General features: G+C 72.1%; 12 protein-coding genes. 7 read left to right on the forward strand and 5 right to left on the reverse strand.

All coding sequences use genetic code 11. The features are described 5' to 3' along the window. The first annotated feature begins 11 nt into the window (after positions 1–11). Positions 12–1,712: a BACON domain-containing protein gene (locus PS467_RS23075; RefSeq protein ID WP_311036851.1), complete on the forward strand. Its 1,701-nt coding sequence runs from the start codon at positions 12–14 to the stop codon at positions 1,710–1,712. Between the two features lie 53 nt (positions 1,713–1,765). Here PS467_RS23075 and PS467_RS23080 read toward each other — a convergent pair whose 3' ends face one another. Then, positions 1,766–2,665 (reverse strand): DUF3109 family protein, encoded by a 900-nt coding sequence (locus PS467_RS23080; protein WP_311036852.1) that lies wholly within the window; start codon positions 2,663–2,665, stop codon positions 1,766–1,768. Between the two features lie 83 nt (positions 2,666–2,748). Here PS467_RS23080 and PS467_RS23085 point away from each other — a divergent pair, with 83 nt between their 5' ends. The 4 genes from PS467_RS23085 to ilvD all read left to right on the forward strand — a co-directional run bounded on the left by PS467_RS23085 (position 2,749) and on the right by ilvD (position 7,607). After that, complete coding sequence (locus PS467_RS23085) at positions 2,749–3,678, forward strand: Ppx/GppA family phosphatase (RefSeq protein WP_311036853.1); 930 nt, start codon at positions 2,749–2,751, stop codon at positions 3,676–3,678. 405 nt (positions 3,679–4,083) lie between these two features. Beyond that, a complete protein-coding gene (locus tag PS467_RS23090; RefSeq protein ID WP_268973563.1) occupies positions 4,084–4,929 on the forward strand; it encodes a sugar phosphate isomerase/epimerase family protein in 846 nt (281 codons plus the stop codon). Next, positions 4,926–5,555 (forward strand): TetR/AcrR family transcriptional regulator, encoded by a 630-nt coding sequence (locus PS467_RS23095; RefSeq protein WP_311036854.1) that lies wholly within the window; start codon positions 4,926–4,928, stop codon positions 5,553–5,555. Before PS467_RS23090 ends, PS467_RS23095 begins: the two co-directional genes overlap by 4 nt. A gap of 201 nt (positions 5,556–5,756) precedes the next feature. After that, on the forward strand, positions 5,757–7,607 hold the full coding sequence (gene ilvD, locus PS467_RS23100) for a dihydroxy-acid dehydratase (RefSeq protein ID WP_268973565.1): 1,851 nt from the start codon (positions 5,757–5,759) through the stop codon (positions 7,605–7,607). Positions 7,608–8,292: 685 nt separating this feature from the next. Here the strand turns inward: ilvD and PS467_RS23105 are convergent. Continuing rightward, positions 8,293–10,593 carry a protein kinase domain-containing protein gene (locus tag PS467_RS23105; protein ID WP_311036855.1) on the reverse strand — a complete coding sequence of 767 codons (2,301 nt, stop codon included), beginning with the start codon at positions 10,591–10,593 and terminating at the stop codon, positions 8,293–8,295. Between the two features lie 144 nt (positions 10,594–10,737). Between PS467_RS23105 and PS467_RS23110 the strand changes: the two genes are divergently transcribed. Continuing rightward, the gene (locus PS467_RS23110) at positions 10,738–11,067 is read left to right on the forward strand and encodes an SH3 domain-containing protein (RefSeq protein WP_311036856.1); all 330 of its coding nucleotides are present in this window, start codon (positions 10,738–10,740) and stop codon (positions 11,065–11,067) included. Between the two features lie 153 nt (positions 11,068–11,220). Here PS467_RS23110 and PS467_RS23115 read toward each other — a convergent pair whose 3' ends face one another. Both PS467_RS23115 and PS467_RS23120 read right to left on the reverse strand, forming a co-directional pair. Then, on the reverse strand, positions 11,221–12,750 hold the full coding sequence (locus PS467_RS23115; RefSeq protein ID WP_268973568.1) for a SulP family inorganic anion transporter: 1,530 nt from the start codon (positions 12,748–12,750) through the stop codon (positions 11,221–11,223). Positions 12,751–12,937: 187 nt separating this feature from the next. Further along, positions 12,938–13,273, reverse strand: a complete 336-nt coding sequence (locus tag PS467_RS23120) for a hypothetical protein (RefSeq protein ID WP_311036857.1) — start codon at positions 13,271–13,273, stop codon at positions 12,938–12,940. Between the two features lie 403 nt (positions 13,274–13,676). Between PS467_RS23120 and proC the strand changes: the two genes are divergently transcribed. Then, positions 13,677–14,486 carry a pyrroline-5-carboxylate reductase gene (gene proC / locus PS467_RS23125; RefSeq protein ID WP_268973570.1) on the forward strand — a complete coding sequence of 270 codons (810 nt, stop codon included), beginning with the start codon at positions 13,677–13,679 and terminating at the stop codon, positions 14,484–14,486. A gap of 54 nt (positions 14,487–14,540) precedes the next feature. Here proC and trpS read toward each other — a convergent pair whose 3' ends face one another. After that, positions 14,541–15,560 (reverse strand): tryptophan--tRNA ligase, encoded by a 1,020-nt coding sequence (trpS, locus tag PS467_RS23130; protein WP_268973571.1) that lies wholly within the window; start codon positions 15,558–15,560, stop codon positions 14,541–14,543. Positions 15,561–15,876 lie beyond the last annotated feature (316 nt).

Below are 15,876 nucleotides of genomic sequence, written 5' to 3' on the forward strand. Positions count from 1 at the left end.
GTCGCCGGGTGATGAGCAGCAGGTCCGAGCACTCGACACAGGCCACCACCGGCGCACACCGGGCGCAGCGCCGTGCGCCCCGCTCCACCACCACCCGCCCCCAGCGGCCTCCCGAACGCTACGAGCCGTATCTCGACGGCCTGTTCACCTACTGCCTGTCCGCCCTGTGCGAGCACGACGCCGCGGCCGTCGCGGTGGGCGATGTGCTGGCGGTCTCCGAGCGCCGCCACGGCCGGGGCCGAGGCCGGGGCCGGGGGCGGGGGCGGGGGAACAGGGAGGTCGAGCTGTCCCGCCCCTGGCTCTACGCGGTCGCCCGCTGGGCCTGTCTGCGCAAGCTCGCCGAGCGCCGCGGCGGTACGGGGACGGACACCCCGGGCGACGGCGCCGAGACCGAGCTGCCCGAGCCCATCGCCGCCCATCGTCGCCGCGAACTGGCCGCGCTGGCCTGGCCGGAGGCCGCCGGAACCAGCGCCGAGCAGCGCGAGGCGCTCGAACTCGCGGTGCGCCACCGGCTCGGCCCGTCCGAGGTGGCCGCCGTGCTCGGCAAGGGCCAGGAGGAGACCCGCGCCCTGCTCTCCAGCGCCGCCTGCGAGGTGGAGCGGACCCGCGCCGCACTCGCCGTCGTCGAGCTCGGCCACTGCCCGGTGGTCGCTCGGCTCGCGGGCGACACCCAGGTGCTGCTCTCCGCCGCGCTCCGCCGTGAGCTGGTGCGCCATGTGGACGACTGCCGGGAGTGCCGCCGGATGGCCGAGCGGGCCACGGCCGACGGACCCTGGCCCGGCACGGCGGCCGCGCCCGCCGCGCTGCCGGTGGTGGAGGCGCCGCGCGCCGCCGTGCACGCCGCGATGCTGGGCGCGCTCAGCGGCCGCCCCGCCCGCGTGGGCGCCGGGCCCCGGTTCGACCGGCGCGGCTTTCCGCTGGAGCCCCAGGACCGGGCCGCCCGCCGCAGCCGGATGCGCAGCCGCGCGGTGACGACGACGGTGGTCGCGACGGTCGTGGCGGCCCCGGTGCTGGCCCTGTGGGCCGCATACCGGGGCGCCCCGCTCGCCGGTGATGAGCACGACACGGACTCGGTGGCCGCCGCCGGCGTGGACGGCACGGACCAGGCCCCGGCCGGTCAGGACCGGCCTGCCCGGCGCTCGTACGAGCAGACGGGCGGCGCGCAGGACCGTTCCGGCACGCGGTTCGGCCCCGGCCGGGACGCCGAGGCGGAGCGGCCGGGGCCGGATGTGTCGGTCGAGGTCATCGGTAAGGACGGCGACACGGCCCGCCCGGACGGTTCCCCGGCCGGTGGCGGCCGCCCCGCCGACGGCTCCGGACCCTCCCGGCCCGCCCCCGGCCCGGGACGGCTGACGGTCACGGCACAGCCCGAGGGCGAGGTGACGGTCGTCACCCTCACCGCGTCCGGCGGCTCCCCGGTGCACTGGTCGGCCTCCGCCGGGGCCTCATGGCTCCAGCTGAACCACACGGCGGGGATGCTGCGGCCCGGCGACTCCACGACCATCACGGTCTCGGTGGACCACGACCGCGAGCCGGCCGGCCACTGGAGCGCACGCGTCACGGTGGCCCCGGCGGGCGCGGTAGTCCTGATCGAGGGCCGAGGCACAACCCCCGACCCCACCCCCGCACCCCCCTCCGGGACCCCGACCCCAGCACCGGCCACCCCATCACCCGCCCCCTCCAGCACACCCGCCGCGAACCCCCAGCACTGAGGCGCGGCGGCGGGGCCGCGCGTCATATGGGCGCGGTCGGGTGGTGGGTCGGGTCAGTCGGCCGGGTCCGTCGGGACGGCCGGGGTGACCGGGCCGACCGGGTCCGCCGGGTGTGGTGCCAGCATCGGCAGCGACGACGCCAAGCGCTGCTCGCACAGCTCGGCCAGCCGGTCGTACCCGGCCTTGCCCATCAGCTCCGTGAGTTCCGGCCGGTAGGACCGGAACACCGGCTCACCGCCCCCGTGCGCCGACGTGGCCGAGGTGCACCACCAGTGCAGGTCGTGGCCGCCCGGCCCCCAGCCGCGCCGGTCGTACTCGCCGATGGTGATCCGCAGCACCCGGGTGTCGTCCGGCCGGTCGATCCAGTCGTAGGACCGGCGTACCGGCAGCTGCCAGCAGACGTCCGGCTTGGTCTCCAGCGGCTCGCGCCCCTCCCGCAGCGCCAGGATGTGCAGCGCGCAGCCCGCGCCGCCCGCGAAGCCCGGCCGGTTCTGGAAGATGCACGAGCCCTTGTGGCGCCGGGTCTGCCGCTCGCCGTCCTCGTCCTCCTGCACCCACCCCGAGGCGTGGCCCTCGTCGTGGAACTGCCAGATCTCCGGGGTCAGCCGGGCCATATGGCGTCCGACCCGCTCCTCGTCCTCCTCGTCGGAGAAGTGCGCGCCGAGCGTGCAGCAGCCGTCGCTGGCCCGCCCGGCCTGGATGCCCTGGCAGCCCTGGCCGAAGACGCAGGTCCACCGGGAGGTCAGCCAGGTCAGATCGCACCGGAAGAGCTGTTCGTCGTCGGCCGGGTCGGGGAATTCGACCCATGCGCGGGCGAAGTCCAGACCGACCTCGTCCTCGGCACCGGACGGCGTCGGCTCCTCGGCCTGCCACTCCAGGACGGCCTGCTGGTCCGTGTCAACGGCCCGCCGGTCTTTGCCTTTGTCCCGCTTCGCCTTTTTCGTCTTTGCCACGGTGCAAGCGTAGGCCCCTCGGCGCAAAGCCGGAGGTGGGACCTGTGCATGACATCGCGATCCCGCGCAGTAGCGTTCAGACCATGAGACTCGGTGTCCTCGACGTGGGTTCGAATACGGTCCATCTGCTGGTGATGGACGCCCACCCCGGCGCGCGCCCGCTGCCCGCGCATTCGCACAAGGCCGAGCTGCGGCTGGCCGAGCTCCTCGACGGGGAGGGCGCCATCGGCCCCGAGGGCATCGACCGCCTGATCGCCGTGGTCAAGGAGGCCCTGGTGGCCGCCGAGGACAAGGGCGTCGAGGACGTCCTGCCGTTCGCGACCTCCGCCGTCCGCGAGGCGTCCAACGCCGATCAGGTACTCGCCCGGGTCGCCGAGGAGACCGGCGTCCGGCTCCAGGTGCTCAGCGGCGCGGACGAGGCGCGGCTCACCTTCCTGGCCGCCCGCCGCTGGTTCGGCTGGTCCGCCGGGAAGCTGCTGATCCTGGACATCGGCGGCGGTTCGCTGGAGATCGCGTACGGAATGGACGAGGAGCCCGACGCGGCCGTCTCGCTGCCGCTGGGCGCCGGCCGGCTGACCGCGGCCTGGCTGCCCGGCGACCCGCCCGACCCGACGGACGTACGGGCCCTGCGGCGCCATGTCCGGGCCGAGATCGGCAGGAGCGTCGGCGAATTCAGCCGCCATGGGGCGCCGGACCACGTAGTGGCCACCTCCAAGACCTTCAAGCAGCTGGCCAGGATCACCGGCGCTGCGCGCTCCGCCGAGGGCCCGTACGTCGAGCGCCGGCTCACCCGCCGGGCGCTGGAGGAGTGGGTGCCGAAGCTGGCCGCCATGTCCACCCGGGAACGGGCCGGACTGCCCGGGGTCTCCGAGGGCCGGGCCGGACAGCTCCCGGCCGGGGCGCTGGTGGCGGAGGCCGCGATGGATCTGTTCGGCGTGGACCAGCTGGAGATCTGCCCGTGGGCACTGCGGGAGGGCGTCATCCTCCGCCGGCTGGACCATCTGCCGACGTGACGACGCGCCTGGACGTGCCTGGACGCGTCTGAACCCTCTCCCGGCCTCCCGAGGCGGGCCCCCGGCCCCCGGCTTCCCGGCACGGCCACGCGCACGCGCACAAACCGTCTCCCGACACAAAGCCACGGCCCTGGATCATCCCCGACCTGACCACACAGCGTCACCGAAGACCGCCCTCCCCGGCCCCGGCCGCCGCCCCGCGCAGCCCTCACGCCGCCCCGACCCGGCCGCGAAAACGGCGGTGGTTCAGCCGCCAAGGCCGCCGCATGGCCGCCGCATGGCCGCCGTAAGGCCGTCGCATGGCTGCCGTAAGGCCACCGCATGGCCGCCGCAAGACCGCCCCACGGCCACCGCGAAGGCAGCCGCAGTTCGGTTGCGGAGAGCAGCCGCCGTACGCTGTCCCTCGTGACAGAGCCAGTGGTGCGCATCCCGGATGCGAAGGTCGCGCTGTCCACCGCCTCGGTCTATCCGGAGTCGACGGCGACGGCCTTCGAGATCGCGGCACGCCTGGGCTACGACGGTGTCGAGGTCATGGTGTGGACCGATCCGGTCAGCCAGGACATCGAGGCGCTGCGCCGCCTCTCGGACTACCACCAGGTGCCGATCCTCGCCGTACACGCCCCCTGTCTGTTGATCACCCAGCGGGTCTGGTCGACCGACCCGTGGGTCAAGCTGCAGCGGGCGAGAGCGGCCGCCGAGAAGCTCGGCGCGTCCACCGTCGTCGTCCACCCGCCGTTCCGATGGCAGCGGGCCTACGCCCGCGAGTTCGTCCGCGGCATCTGGCGGATGGCCGATGAGACGGATGTACGGTTCGCGGTCGAGAACATGTACCCGTGGCGTTATCGCGACCGCGAGATGCTCGCGTACGCCCCGGGCTGGGACGTCACCAAGGACGACTACCGCCACTTCACGATCGATCTGTCGCACACCGCCACCGCCCGTACGGACGCGCTGGAGATGGTGGACCGGATGGGTGACCGGCTGGCCCATCTGCACCTCGCCGACGGCCAGGGCTCCAACAAGGACGAGCACCTGGTGCCGGGGCGCGGCAGCCAGCCCTGCGCCGAGCTGCTGGAGCGGCTCGCGACGACCGGTTTCGACGGCAATGTGGTCGTTGAGGTCAACACCCGGCGTGCCATGTCCTCGACCGAGCGTGAGGCCGATCTGGCGGAGGCCCTCGCCTTCACCCGGCTGCACCTCGCCTCGCCGACCTCGGCCACCCCGCCGAGCCGGGCGGTGCCCGGTTCATGACCCCCGCCTCGACGGGACCCGCCACGGGCCCGCGCAAACGCGGCCGCCCGGCCCGTACCAGCGCCGCCGACGGCCCCGCCGCCCGCGACCGGATCCTGACCGCGGCGCGCAACGAGTTCGCCGAGCACGGCTACGACAAGACCTCGATCCGCGGTATCGCCAAGGCCGCGGGGGTGGACCCGGCGCTGGTCCACCACTACTTCGGCACCAAGGAGCAGGTCTTCGAGGCGGCCGTCGAGCTGATCCTCGCGCCCGCCATGGGTGCGCCGGACGCGGTGCACGGCAGCCGGGAGGGCGTGGGCGAGCGGATGGCCCGCTTCGTGTTCGGCGTCTGGGAGAACCCCGTCTACCGGCTGCCGCTGCTCGCCGTGCTGCGCTCCGCGCTGACCAACGAGGCCGCCGCCGCGGTGCTGCGCGGCATGATCGAGCGCCGGGTGCTGCTGCGGATGGCGGGTGAGCTGGACGTTCCGAACCCCGAGTTCCGGGCCCAGCTCGCGGCCGGGCATCTCATCGGGATCGCGATGCTGCGGTATGTGATCCGGATGGAGCCGATGGCCTCGGCGGGGATGGACGACATCGTGGCCATGGTGGGCCCCACCCTCCAGCGCTACCTGACCGAGAGCTGATCGCGGGCCGACCGCTGGCCGCCCCCCAGATCCACCCGCACGCTGACCGAGAGCTGATCGGCCCTTTCCGCACAGTGACCCCACCGTCTCTGGATCCGGACGGACCATCCGGATCCGTGGACACAGGCGTAGTCTCAGAAGACTCCGATCCGATGTCGATCCAGATGCGCAGGACGCACATACACGAGGGAGCCGAGCACCGTGCCCGAGCTGAGGTCTCGCACCGTCACCCACGGCCGCAACATGGCGGGCGCCCGCGCCCTTATGCAGGCTTCCGGCGTAGCGCGTGAGGACTTCGGCAAGCCGATCGTCGCCGTGGCCAACAGCTTCACCGAGTTCGTGCCCGGCCACACCCACCTCCAGCCGGTCGGCCGGATCGTCAGCGAGGCGATCCAGGCGGCGGGCGGCATCCCGCGCGAGTTCAACACCATCGCCGTGGACGACGGCATCGCCATGGGCCACGGCGGGATGCTCTACAGCCTCCCCTCCCGCGACCTGATCGCCGACTCCGTGGAGTACATGGTCGAGGCGCACTGCGCCGACGCGCTGATCTGCATCTCCAACTGCGACAAGATCACGCCCGGGATGCTGATGGCCGCGATGCGGCTCAACATCCCGACCGTCTTCGTCTCCGGCGGCCCCATGGAGGCGGGCCGGGCCACGCTCGTCGACGGCACCGTCCGCAAGCTGGACCTGATCAACGCGATCTCGGACGCGGTCAACGAGAACGTCTCGGACGAGGACATCCTCCGCATCGAGAACAACGCCTGTCCGACCTGCGGCTCCTGCTCCGGCATGTTCACCGCCAACTCGATGAACTGCCTGACCGAGGCGATCGGCCTCTCCCTGCCGGGCAACGGCTCGGTGCTGGCCACCCACACCGCCCGCAAGGCGCTCTACGAGACGGCCGGCCGTACGGTCGTGGAGATCACCAAGCGCTACTACGAGCAGGACGACGACACCGTTCTGCCGCGCTCCATCGGCAGCCGCGCCGCCTTCGAGAACGCCATGGCGCTCGACATCGCCATGGGCGGCTCGACCAACACGATCCTGCATCTGCTGGCCGCCGCCCAGGAGGCCGGGCTCGACTACGACCTGAAGGACATCGACGAGGTCTCCCGCCGGGTGCCCTGCCTGGCCAAGGTCGCCCCGAACGTCGCCCCCGGCGGCACGTACTACATGGAGGACGTGCACCGCGCGGGCGGCATCCCGGCGATCCTCGGCGAGCTGTTCCGCGGCGGGCTGCTGAACGAGAACGTCCACTCCGTGCACAGCGCCTCGCTCGCCGACTGGCTCAAGACCTGGGACGTGCGCGGCGGTTCGCCGTCGGCCGAGGCCGTCGAGCTGTGGCACGCGGCCCCCGGCTGCAAGCGCTCCGCCACCGCCTTCTCGCAGTCCGAGCGCTGGGACTCCCTGGACACGGACGCCGCCGGCGGCTGCATCCGCGACCTGGAGCACGCCTACTCCAAGGACGGCGGACTCGCCGTCCTCAAGGGCAACCTGGCCGTCGACGGCTGCGTCGTGAAGACCGCGGGCGTCGACGAGTCGATCTGGACCTTCGAGGGCCCCGCCGTGGTCTGCGAATCGCAGGAGGAGGCCGTCGAGCGGATCCTGGGCAAGCAGGTCAAGGAGGGCGACGTCGTCGTCATCCGCTACGAGGGCCCCAAGGGCGGCCCCGGTATGCAGGAGATGCTCTACCCCACCTCCTTCCTCAAGGGCCGGGGCCTGGGCAAGGCCTGCGCGCTGATCACCGACGGCCGCTTCTCCGGCGGCACCTCGGGGCTCTCCATCGGCCACGCCTCGCCGGAGGCGGCGTCCGGCGGCACCATCGCCCTGGTCCAGGACGGCGACCGGATCCGCATCGACATCCCCGCCCGCACCATCGAACTCCTGGTGAGCGACGAGGAACTGGCGGCCCGCCGCGAGGCGCTCGGCGGCGTCTACGCCCCGAAGGACCGTCAGCGCAAGGTCTCCACCGCGCTGCGCGCCTACGCGGCGATGGCCACCAGCGCCGACAAGGGCGCGGTCCGCGACGTCAGCCTCCTCGGCTGACCCCGGTTCCCGGCCGCCGCCAGGCCGTCGTATCCGTAGTGCGTGGCGAGGCGTCGCCGTCGCCCAGCATCGGCTGGGCGGCAATGACGCCACCGTGTGGCCGGCGTGCGCGCGGCGGCTGGTCGCCGAGCAGGCGGGGGTGCGGGGAGCGGACCTGTATCGCCCAGCGTCCGCCGGGCCGCCGCAGGCTGGGTCCGCCGGCCGCCGCTCACTGCTCGCCCGCGAGGTCGTCACCCGCCTTGGCTGATGTCGGTGTTTCGGCTGACCGCCAGGTCGTCGTATCCGTAGCCCCTGGTGAGGTGTCGCCGTCGCCCAGCATCGGCTGGGCGGCAATGACGCCAGTGTGGCTGGCGTGCGCGCGGCGGCTGGTCGTGGAGCAGTTGGGGCTGCGGGAGCAACTCGCATCGCTCAGGTCCCGCCGGGCCGCCGCAGGCCGGGTCCGCCGGCTGCCGCTCACCGCTCGTCCGCGACGTCGTCACCTGCCTGGGCACCCCGGTTTCCGGCCGCCGCCAGGCCGCCGTATCCGTAGTCCGTGGTGAGGTGTCGCCGTCGCCCCAGTAACGGCTGGGTGGCGGTGACGCCACCGTGCCGGAGCGCGCGCGGCGGCTGCTTGCCGAGCAGTTGGGGTTGCGGGAGCGGACCCGTATCGCCCAGGGCCCGCCGGGCCGCCGCCACCCCTCGCCGCTCACCAATCGGCCGGGTTCCGGCCGTCCACCGCGAAGAGCGTGCCGTCCGGGGCCGTCGCGAACACCTTGCCGTCGGCCGCCACCGGCGCGGGCATCAGTGCCAGGAAGCCGTGGAAGGCCCCGACCCCGCGCGAGCGGGTCTCGCCGACCATCCGGCCCCGCTCGGCGTCCACGGCCAGCAGCCGGCCGTCCGCTGCCGAGAAGTACAGCCGGCCGTCCGCCGCCACCAGGGGTGAGGCGTTGGCGACCGAGGTCTCCAGGCGCCAGAGCTGTGCCTTGGCCCCCGCGCGCCGGGTGTCGACGGCCACCAGCCCGCCGTCCGTGCTCAGCACATACACCCGGTCGCCGCTGGTGACCGCACTGGTCGCGTCCACCGCCGCGGTCAGCGCGACCCGCCGCTCCGCGTGCCGCCGAGGGTCGTAGCGGACGACGGCGGTGGTACGGGTCTCGAGGTCCGTCGCGGTCAGCAGCAGCGCTCCGCCGGGGCCGCTGCCGGCCGGGACGAGGTTCCCGCTGAGCGAGGCGCGCCAGCGTGTCGTACCGCGCTCCGTGTCCACCGCCGTGATCAGCGTGTGCGAGCCGTCGCCCGCGGTGGTGACGGCGTACGCCGTGCGGCCGTCGCCGTACGAGAAGAAGGACGGCCGGGCGTGGCCGGGCAGCGGGTGGCTCCAACGCTCCTCGTTCGTCGTGCCGTTCACCGCCGTGACCGTGCCGTCCGGCGCGGTCAGCAGCACGGTGTCACCCGAGGAGTAGACCCTGCCGTCGTAACCGGACACATCGCGGCTCCAGCGGACGCGGTGGGTCGTGGGGTCGAGCGCCGTCAGCCGCTTGCCGTCCGGGGACACCGACTGCACCAGACCGCCGGAGAACACGGGTGCGGAGAACGCCTCGTCGGCACTGGGGCGCTCCGCCTCGGACGGCCGCGACCAGACCACCCGGCCGTCGTCCGGATCGACCCGGGCGGCCTCGACACCGCGTCGAGCGCAGTACAGCGCGCCCGCTCCGTACGAGCAGAACATCGGCCGAGCCCCCGAGCCCGCGGTCTTTCCGGCGGCCGGCCCGGTTGTCCAGGGGCGCCACGCCTCCGTGGTCGCCGCGCTGATCCGCGGCTGCCGCCCCCCATTGCCGGACGAGTCCCCGCCGTCGAACTGGCGCAGCGCGACGACCGAACCCGCGCCGAGCAGCACGACGGCCGCGAGCCCGGCCGGCGCCCACCGCCGCATCCCCCGCCGCCGCGCGACCGGCGCGTCCGGCACGGGCGCGTCCGCCACGGACTCACGCGGCACGGACTCGTTCGGCACCGGCTCGGCCACCGCCACCGGCTTCACATGCGTATCCGTATCCGTACCCGTACCCGTACCCGTGGCGTCGCCGCCCTCGCACCCACCCGGCAGACCCGGCAAGGAGTGCGCGTCCGGCGTCCGCTGCTGCGGTACGAGCGGGACGGGCCCGCGCAGCGCCGGCGGCTGGGGGCCGTGGAGGGCGCGCAGGACGGTCATCAGGGCGTCGGGCGTGGGACGGTCGTCGGGGTTCTTGGCCAGACACCGCTGGATCAGCGGCAGCAGTTCGTCCGGCACCCCCGCCAGATCCGCTTCGTCGTGCACCACCTGGTACGCCACGATGTACGGGCTGTCGGACTCGAACGGCCCCCGCCCGGTGGCCGCGTGCACCAGTACCGAGCCCAGCGCGAACACGTCCGCCGCCGGCCCCACCGCACGCGGCCGCTGGAACTGCTCCGGTGCCATGAACGGCGGGGTGCCGATCAACTTCCCGGTCTCGGTGCGCAGTTCACTGTCGGCCGGCCGTGAGATGCCGAAGTCGATGACCTTCGGACCGTCCGCCGCGAGCAGCACATTGCTCGGCTTGAGATCGCGGTGCACCACGCCCACCCGGTGGATGTCGCGCAGCGCCTCCGCGAGCCCCGCGGCCAGCCGCACCATCTCGTCCGGCGCCAACGGGCCGCTCCGCTTGACGTGTTCGGCGAGGGTGGGGCCGGGGATGTAGAGGGTGGCCATCCAGGGCCGCGCCCCCTCCGGGTCGGCATCCACCACGGGTGCCGTGAACGCGCCGCTGACCTGCCGGGCGGCCGCCACCTCCTGCCGGAACCGCGCCCGGAACTCGGGGTCTTCGGCGAACTCGGCATGGACGACCTTCACCGCGAGCCGCCGTCCCGAGGCCGAGCGGGCCAGATGGACCACGCCCATGCCACCGGATCCGAGGCGCGCCTCGAGCCGGTACTGCCCGGCGTATTCCGGATCCTCCGCTTCCGGGCCCGTTCCGGCTCTGCGCACCGGCGGCATGCCCCACCCCCGTGAATTCGGCCGCAGTCGCGACTCGGCGAGCCTAGTCGATGACACGTGCGAGCCTTGTTAGCCTCCGCATGTCATGTCACTTCACACGACATGTGCACAACTTCGGATAGAAGTTCAACGGGGGAGGGCCGCATGGCCATCGAAGAGATCGCGGAAACCGCCGACACCAGAGATACGACGGGCATCGCAGAGACCGCGGAGACCGCCGCCGCGGCGGTCACCTACCCGATCGCGCCCGGCTATCAGGTGAACGTCCGCAGCGGGCCCGGCACCAGCTACAAGATCGTCAAGGTGCTGCCGTACAACAGCCGTGTTCCCATCCGCTGCCAGCGGCGCGGCCAGAAGGTATCGGGGCCGTACGGCACCAGCGACATCTGGGACAGCATCGCGGCGGGTCAGTACGTCTCCGACGCGTATGTGAAGACCGGCAGCGACGGCTTCGTCACCACGCCCTGCGGCTGACCTGACCCACGGCCGGAGCGCACCCAGCGAACCCACGGCCGAAGCGCATCTGGCCCCCGGCGCGCCACGAGAGCGCGCGCCGGGGGCCAGTCGGCGGAACGGTGCGGTCGGCGGAAGGGTGCGATCCGCCCTATCCGCCGGAGTGGGCGTCGGTTACGCCAGGACCCGCTCCTCCCCGGCGGCGACATCACGCTTGACCACCGCGTTGTGCCGCTCGGTCCACGTGGCCAGCGCCATCTCGCAGGCGTGGTCCACATGGCGCAGTCCGGTCAGGTCCAGCTCCACCTCCCGCTCACGCGGCAGGGACTCCAGCTCGTCCAGCAGCTTGGGCAGCCGCAGGAAGGTCGCGTTGCCGCGCACCCGGACGTGCAGCGGCTTCTCGCCGTCCGTGTCCTCGCGCCCGGTGACCTCGACATGAACATGCGAGGTCTCCCAGGCCGTCTTGGCCACGGCCATCAGCAGACCGATGATCACACCCTCGAACATATTGGTGACCACGATCGCGCCGGCGGTGACGATCAGGATGATCGCCTCGCCCCGGTGGGTCCGCCACAGCGGCACCAGGTCCTTGGTCGGGATCAGCTTCCAGCCCGAGTGCACCAGCACACCGGCGAGCGTCGCCACCGGGATGATGCCCAGCGCCGAGGGGAAGACCACCGCGAAGACCAGCAGCCACACCCCGTGCAGCACTCGCGACGCCTTCGTCTTCGCACCGGCCTGCACATTGGCCGAGCTCCGCACGATCACCGCGGTCATCGGCAGCGCCCCGAGGACACCGCACACCGCGTTGCCCGCGCCCTGTGCCATCAGCTCCTTGTCGTAGTCGGTACGCGGCCCGTCGTGCAGCCGGTCCACGGCCGCGGCGCTGAACAGGCTCTCGGCGGAGGCGATCAGCGTGAACGCGAGCACGGTCCCGATGACGCCCACCTCGGCGAGGGCCTGGAATTCACTGCCGCCGGGCGGCTGGACGGCGTCCAGCAGGCCCTTGACCTCGACCCGGGCGATCGGCAGGTCGAAGATCGCGGTCACGGCCGTGGCGAGCGCGACCGCCGCCAGCGGGCCGGGCAGCACCTTGGCGCCCTGGCGGAAACGCGGCCACAGCACCAGGACGACGATGGTCCCGGCGCCCACGGCGACCGCCTTGAGGGCGTCCGCGGAACCGGCCACGTCCCCGATGAGCTCCGGAATGTGGAAGATTTTGTCCAGCCCGCTGCTCGGCGCCTTGGCGTCGGCCAGCGCGTACAGCTGTCCGGCGATCAGCACCAGGCCGATGCCGGCGAGCATGCCCTGCACCACGGCGACGGAGATCGCCCGGAACCAGCGGCCGAGCCCGAGTGCGCCCATGCCCAGTTGCAGCAGTCCGGAGATCAGGACGAGAACGCCGAGCGCGGCGACGCCGTATTCCTCCACGGCCTCGTATACGAGCACGGTCAGACCGGCGGCCGGGCCGGAGACCTGAAGGCTGCTGCCCGGCAGGAACCCGGTGACCAGCCCGCCGACGATGCCGGTGATCAGGCCGAGTTCGGCCGGCACACCCGAGGCCACCGCTACCCCCACACACAGGGGGACGGCGACGAGGAAGACGACGAGAGAAGCGGTGAAGTCGGCGCGGAATGTTCCGGCGCCGGATGAGCCTGAGGTGCCTCCGGCACCACGGAAACGGTCGAGAAGAGAGTTTCGCATGAGGGTTGCCTCCAGTGCGCCCCGTCACCGGCTCATGGGCAGGCGGGGGCACGGCATAGCGCTACGTCAGTGGGATCGATGGAATCGGTCGCTGGCGGTTGAGATCGCTTGCTGCGAAAAGCGTGAAAAGCGTTGGGCAACGCGTGAAAGGTGTGACACGGACCGCCGGGCTACGACGGTGTAGCTCTCAGCAGCGGAAGATCTGGAGGATGACGGGCAGTTCGCCCGATCTCGACACCGGAACGGCCTGCCGTGCGGTGATCGGTGTGGTGATGCCGGTACGCGGCACCGGAACACCGGCATCGCAACCGCACACGCATCCGTATTTGCCGGTCGGCGTGGGAGCGGTGAGCGGGGCCCGTCCACGGAGCCCCTTGCAGTCCTCCGCCCCGGTGTTGCCGTGCGCGGAGACCAAAGCTTCGTTGGCCGAGCGCGATTCGGCTGGTGCGGTGACGCTGATCGTGTCGGAAGGAATGACCTGCGCGGACGCGCAGTCTGCTGCGATGAAGAGAGCGAGCAACACGGATACCGCCATGACCAAGGCTCGAGCGGTATGCCGAATCGTCCTCACCATCGCCCCCTTCCCGTACACATAGACACCGGTCCCTATTGTGTCCATGAGATCGTGACCATTTGCAAGTCGCTATGTAATCAACTTGTGAACGTGGGGTCATCGAACAGGACTGTTTGGTTCCGGGCGCCCCGGTCGGCGCTGGCGCGAAACGGTTCTCCGGTCACGCCGGGTGGCGCGAAAAATTTAATTCATCGAACAATGAATAAGTTATTCATAAGGACGCACAAGGGCTGTGGACAGGGACCCTGGGGGATGAGCCATCCGTGCGAGGATGGCGAGAAACAGGCATACGCCGCACAGCGCACAGCACACAGCACAGCACGAGCCGCTCAGGCATGAGGAGAGCCGCACTATGACGGAGAAGGTCGCCGTGCTCGGCACGGGAAAGATCGGCGAAGCCCTTCTCAGCGGAATGATCCGAGGCGGCTGGGCGCCGTCCGATCTGCTGGTCACCGCCCGCCGTCCCGAGCGAGCCGAGGAACTCCGCTCGCGCTACGGCGTCGAGGCCGTCTCCAACCCGGAGGCCGCCAAGTCCGCCGACACCCTCATCCTCACCGTCAAACCGCAGGACATGGGCACCCTGCTCGATGAGCTCGCCCCGCACGTCCCCGCCGACCGGCTGGTCATCTCCGGCGCCGCCGGCATCCCCACCTCCTTCTTCGAGGCGCGCCTGGCCGCCGGCACCCCGGTCGTCCGCGTGATGACCAACACCCCCGCGCTGGTCGACGAGGCCATGTCCGTCATCTCGGCGGGCAGCCATGCCACCGAGGAGCACCTGGCCCACACCGAGGCCATCTTCGGCGGCGTCGGCAAGACACTGCGCGTCCCCGAGTCCCAGCAGGACGCCGCGACCGCCCTCTCCGGCTCCGGCCCGGCCTACTTCTACTTCCTCGTCGAGGCGATGACCGACGCGGGCATCCTGCTGGGCCTGCCCCGCGACAAGGCCCACGACCTGATCGTCCAGGCGGCCATCGGCGCGGCGGTGATGCTGCGCGACAGCGATCAGCACCCGGTCCGGCTGCGTGAGGCCGTGACCTCTCCGGCGGGCACCACCATCAACGCCATCCGCGAACTGGAGCGCCACGGGGTGCGCGCCGCGCTGATCGCCGCACTGGAGGCGGCCCGCGACCGCAGCCGCGAGCTCGCCTCCGGCAACAGCTGACGCCGACGGGGCGGCGTCCCGCCGGTCCGCCCCGTCACCCCGTCGACCGGTCGATCAAGCGGGTGGCAGCAGTCCGATCGCCGCGTACGCCTCGTCCACCCGGGGCCGAGCCAGTCCACGCGCCCGCTCGGCCCCGGCCCGCAGCACCCCGTCCACATACGACGGATCGGCGCACAGCTCCGCATGCCGGGCCCGGATCGGCCGCAGCAGTTCCAGCACCGCCTCCGCCGTGGCCTGTTTCAGCGCCCCGTACGAGGTGAACTCCCCGGCCAGCGTCTCCGGCTTACCGTCGGTGCACGAGGCGAGCACCTCCAGCAGATTGGTCACCCCCGGCTGCTCCGTCCGGTCGTACCGCACCTCGGTTCCGCTGTCCGTGACGGCCCGCATGATCTTCTTCCGCACCACGTCCGGCTCATCGAGCAGATAGACGATGCCCGCGGTCTCGGCGTGCGACTTCCCCATCTTGGAGGTCGGGTCCTGGAGATCCATCACCCGCGCCGAGACCTGCGGACGGGTCGCCCGCGGCACGGTGAAGACCGGTCCGTACCGCTGGTTGAACCGCTGAGCCAGGTCCCGGGCCAGCTCGACATGCTGCACCTGGTCGTCGCCGACCGGCACCTCATGCGTTCCGTACGCGAGGATGTCGGCCGCCATCAGCGCCGGATAGGTGAGCAGCGACAGCCGTACGCTCCCTCCCCGCGCCTGCTCCCGCGGGGCTTTCTCCTTGTACTGGATCATCCGCCGCATCTCGCCGTCGGTGGCGGTGCACTCCATCAGATAGGACAGCCGTGCGTGCTCGTCCACATGGCTCTGGACGAACAGCGTGCAGCGCTCGGGATCGAGCCCCGAGGCCAGCAGCAGCGTGGCGGCCTGCCGGGTGAGCCGCCGCACCCGCGCCGGATCGTGCTCCACCGTGAGCGCGTGCAGATCGACGACGCAGAACAGCGCATCGGCCCGGTGCTGGTCCTCCTGAACCCACCGGCGTACGGCTCCGAGGTAATTGCCGAGGGTCAGATGTCCGGTGGGCTTGACCCCGCTGAAGATCCGGCGCTGTGTCGTCTTCGTCTGTGTCATCTCTCCGTCGTCTCCCGCTGTCTCGGGACCGTCGGCCCCGGCCGGCCGGGATTCGCGGTGAGGGAGAGACGCGAACGGCCGCCGGAGCGGCGGCCGTGGTTGCGCATGTGCTGAAGGAGGCGGCCGCCGTCAGGCGGCCCACCACTGTTGCTGTGCACATGCGCTCGTCATGCCATAGACCATACGCCTCCGACGGGGGGCGCGACATGGGTTTGGTGGTCTCCGGGGCGTCGTGTAGTGTTCACCGGGTTGCCGCGGAGCCCTGCCGGGAAACGCGACAACCACTCGAGCCGCACCGGCGGCAAACCACTTCTGC

Origin of the sequence: Streptomyces luomodiensis (genome assembly GCF_031679605.1) — a bacterium.
In the GTDB taxonomy this organism is placed as follows: domain Bacteria; phylum Actinomycetota; class Actinomycetes; order Streptomycetales; family Streptomycetaceae; genus Streptomyces; species Streptomyces luomodiensis.

Excerpts from the sequence above, each read along its gene's own strand:
- PS467_RS23075 (WP_311036851.1), top strand. The coding sequence starts at position 12 with ATGAGCAGCAGGTCCGAGCACTCGACACAGGCCACCACCGGCGCACAC.
- PS467_RS23085 (WP_311036853.1), top strand. The coding sequence starts at position 2,749 with ATGAGACTCGGTGTCCTCGACGTGGGTTCGAATACGGTCCATCTGCTG.
- PS467_RS23095 (WP_311036854.1), top strand. The coding sequence starts at position 4,926 with ATGACCCCCGCCTCGACGGGACCCGCCACGGGCCCGCGCAAACGCGGC.
- PS467_RS23105 (WP_311036855.1), bottom strand. The coding sequence starts at position 10,593 with ATGCCGCCGGTGCGCAGAGCCGGAACGGGCCCGGAAGCGGAGGATCCG.
- PS467_RS23110 (WP_311036856.1), top strand. The coding sequence starts at position 10,738 with ATGGCCATCGAAGAGATCGCGGAAACCGCCGACACCAGAGATACGACG.
- PS467_RS23115 (WP_268973568.1), bottom strand. The coding sequence starts at position 12,750 with ATGCGAAACTCTCTTCTCGACCGTTTCCGTGGTGCCGGAGGCACCTCA.
- proC (WP_268973570.1), top strand. The coding sequence starts at position 13,677 with ATGACGGAGAAGGTCGCCGTGCTCGGCACGGGAAAGATCGGCGAAGCC.
- trpS (WP_268973571.1), bottom strand. The coding sequence starts at position 15,560 with ATGACACAGACGAAGACGACACAGCGCCGGATCTTCAGCGGGGTCAAG.